We start from the raw sequence: 2,677 nt of genomic DNA, 5'->3' as shown, positions 1-2,677 counted from the left end.
ATACATGCAAGGCGGAGCACTGTTTTGTTTTTTGAAAAAACGTGTATAAGCATCCGCAAGGTTGCGAACAGACGACTGAATAGCAATGCTATCTACTTCTTTTAACCAAACAAACTCTTTCTTCATGACAGGAAGTTTGGCAGAGCATGTACCATATGTCAAACCGTTTCCTGTTTCTTTGTATGCGTTATCCCATAGAGATAGGAAATGATTGAATACAAAACGAGAACAACCAATCGTTTTATTGATTAGCGTTGCTTGCGCTTTATTTGGATATATACGAAATTTATATGCTTTATTGATAATCATTCGTTTCACCTCCAGTTCGACATGTGTCTATCATACAACAAACGTACATTCGATAGGTAGTGAAGTGATAATGACAAATTACCCAGTAACACTTTACATATGTCGAACAATTAAGATGGCTTCATGCCACCCCTTGTCCGAAGCCAATTCATCTCCGACCTACTCACTGGGCTGCGACCCTTCACGTTCCTTGAGGAAGGAGTCTTCTTGGCTAAAATGATAAAATTTTTGTTTTGGGGTACTTCAAAATATTAGGTTGATGGGCATGGGGTAGGACGCACATTTTAACGTTTTTATACGCTAAAGGATTCTCAAAACTCCATAACACGAGTTGAATAGAGAATTTGATTTAAAGATGAGTTTTGAGACACTATTTAACGAATTTTAAAGGTCATAAAATTGTAATTGGTACTCATGGACTTGTCATGACGATAATGATGGGGATATTTCGATAGTCAATATTTTTATCTATACTCTCTAAAACCACCAATAAAAGTATACATTCAAAGAATGATAAATAAAAAAACTAGAAAGGATTCAACCGAGTTAGATGTTAAACATAGATCCTTTCATAAACACTTTTGGCAGGGCAAGAATTGTTCAATTAGATATTTGAACATATAAAATAATCCGCTAGTATCTAAACTAGTGGAATTCAATTCATTATTTTTCCCATTCTGTAAGCTTGACATCCCATAGCAATGCATCTGTATCAATAAATTTAATACTAAGTTCATTTGCTTTAGCCAACTCTATCTTAAAAGAACTTGTGGATTTAGATATGCTTTCTTCAGAGAATCGAATGGTTTGTACATCTTTTCCATCAATAGAAATAATTATCTTACCGGAATGTTTGCTAGCACTATCAGGGACACCGAGATATCCCGAAAGTTTTGCATACTTACCTTTTAACAAGTATTTAAATTGCTGAGAATTTGTCCCTTTACTACTATACATATTTAATTTAGGTTCAATTTTTTTATGAGCCACTTCAAAGCTAGTCGAATTGTTAACTTTCGGTACATATCCAGTACTTTCTGTCAGTTGATTTAGCGCTATAACGGTTCCGTTTTTTAGGGATTGTTGTTCTTTTTCTAATGATTTATTAATTTCGCCTACAACTACAAGTACTCCTAATGTCAAGATAAATGCTGTTACACCTGTAATAATAAAGTTTTTCAAAGTATTATTAGAGCGAAATCCTATTTTATATGCACAAAATCCTATTGTAGCACCCATTGCATTAACAATTACATCATCAATGTCAAAGCCACCAAGAAAAGTAACCATTTGTAGGACTTCTAGTATAAGAATAGAAATACAGAATGAAGTAATAAATCTAATAAAGCTACAACGATATAACATAGGAATTAATACCCCAAAAGGTATGAATGCTGTTAAATTTCCAAAATTAAAAAACCATAGATTAAAATCTTCCCTATCTACCATATTTGGCAAGCTCAAAGGAATACTACTCGGAATTAACTGGAATTCATATTCATGGTTAATATATTTTAATCCCAATCTATCGAAACCAAGAAACATAAAGTAGAGAATCAGAACGGAATATAGTCCTAATATTGCGAGGGTAATGTTACGATGTTTTCCTTTGATAATAAAACCTCCTATTACTAATAATTGTTCTTATTGATAATTTTACAAATTCGCGTATTTTAAATATAACAATAAAATCATGTTGGCGTAAGTAGTAATTCGGTTCTGTTGCAAAGTTTTTAAAAGTAAGCTAAACTTTTGCAAAACAAAGCGAGGAGAATACGTCATTCCTTTCTTTTTCTCTCGAACAGCTTGATCTTGTAGACGTTTTTTTGTTGTTTTTCTGTAAGTCGATGAACAATAACATGAGTCTGTACTTTGTCACTCATCCCTACATAAGCATCTGTTATATCATAGGTTTGTCCTGGCTGCATGGAATGCATCAACTTCTCCATATCTAACTGAATGTACTGCATACCTTTCTTTATTCTTCCGTCTTGAAAGTAACCTGGATTGGGATTTTTCTGAATTACAAGCTAATAATGGTTCGTACATCATTATAGCGTGATTCTCCGTTACATATTGATCTTCTACAAACTCTTTCTGTTGGCTATATACTCTACGTTGGGTTCTGGTGCAAATATATGAAGAAGAACGCGGATAATAGTAGATTCCTAGTGAAATCGTATTTTATGCTATAAGTCCAAACACTTGGTGGATAAACTCTTTTTGATTTTGGACAGACTGATTGATATTATCCCCTTAAGGTAGACAGTGTAAAAAGACCATGAATACACATGGATGTTACACTTTTACTTGGAGGGGATTTTATTATGGTTAAAAAAGGGGATAAATTTCAAACTTATTCAGATAA

General features: G+C 33.3%; 2 protein-coding genes and 3 pseudogenes. 1 reads left to right on the top strand and 4 read right to left on the bottom strand.

Annotation, left to right across the window (positions count from 1 at the left end):
• Positions 1-309: helix-turn-helix domain-containing protein (locus BWGOE10_RS29250; RefSeq protein ID WP_145925688.1), on the bottom strand; the 309-nt coding region annotated here is incomplete at its 3' end.
• 359 nt (positions 310-668) lie between these two features.
• Between BWGOE10_RS29250 and BWGOE10_RS34135 the strand changes: the two are divergent.
• A pseudogene (locus BWGOE10_RS34135) lies at positions 669-801 on the top strand (histidine phosphatase family protein); the annotation flags it as partial.
• A gap of 171 nt (positions 802-972) precedes the next feature.
• Here the strand turns inward: BWGOE10_RS34135 and BWGOE10_RS29245 are convergent.
• The 3 genes and pseudogenes from BWGOE10_RS29245 to BWGOE10_RS34130 all read right to left on the bottom strand — a co-directional run.
• The gene (locus BWGOE10_RS29245) at positions 973-1,869 is read right to left on the bottom strand and encodes a VanZ family protein (RefSeq protein ID WP_257209091.1); all 897 of its coding nucleotides are present in this window, start codon (positions 1,867-1,869) and stop codon (positions 973-975) included.
• A gap of 204 nt (positions 1,870-2,073) precedes the next feature.
• A pseudogene (locus BWGOE10_RS30835) lies at positions 2,074-2,330 on the bottom strand (IS4 family transposase); the annotation flags it as partial.
• Positions 2,317-2,430 (bottom strand): annotated as a pseudogene (locus BWGOE10_RS34130) (vancomycin resistance protein); the annotation flags it as partial. The pseudogenes BWGOE10_RS30835 and BWGOE10_RS34130, both read right to left, overlap by 14 nt.
• Positions 2,431-2,677: the final 247 nt, after the last annotated feature.

Origin of the sequence: Bacillus mycoides (genome assembly GCF_001757995.1) — a bacterium.
Lineage (GTDB): Bacteria > Bacillota > Bacilli > Bacillales > Bacillaceae_G > Bacillus_A > Bacillus_A mycoides_B.
This window is presented reverse-complemented; position numbering and strand designations above follow the sequence as displayed.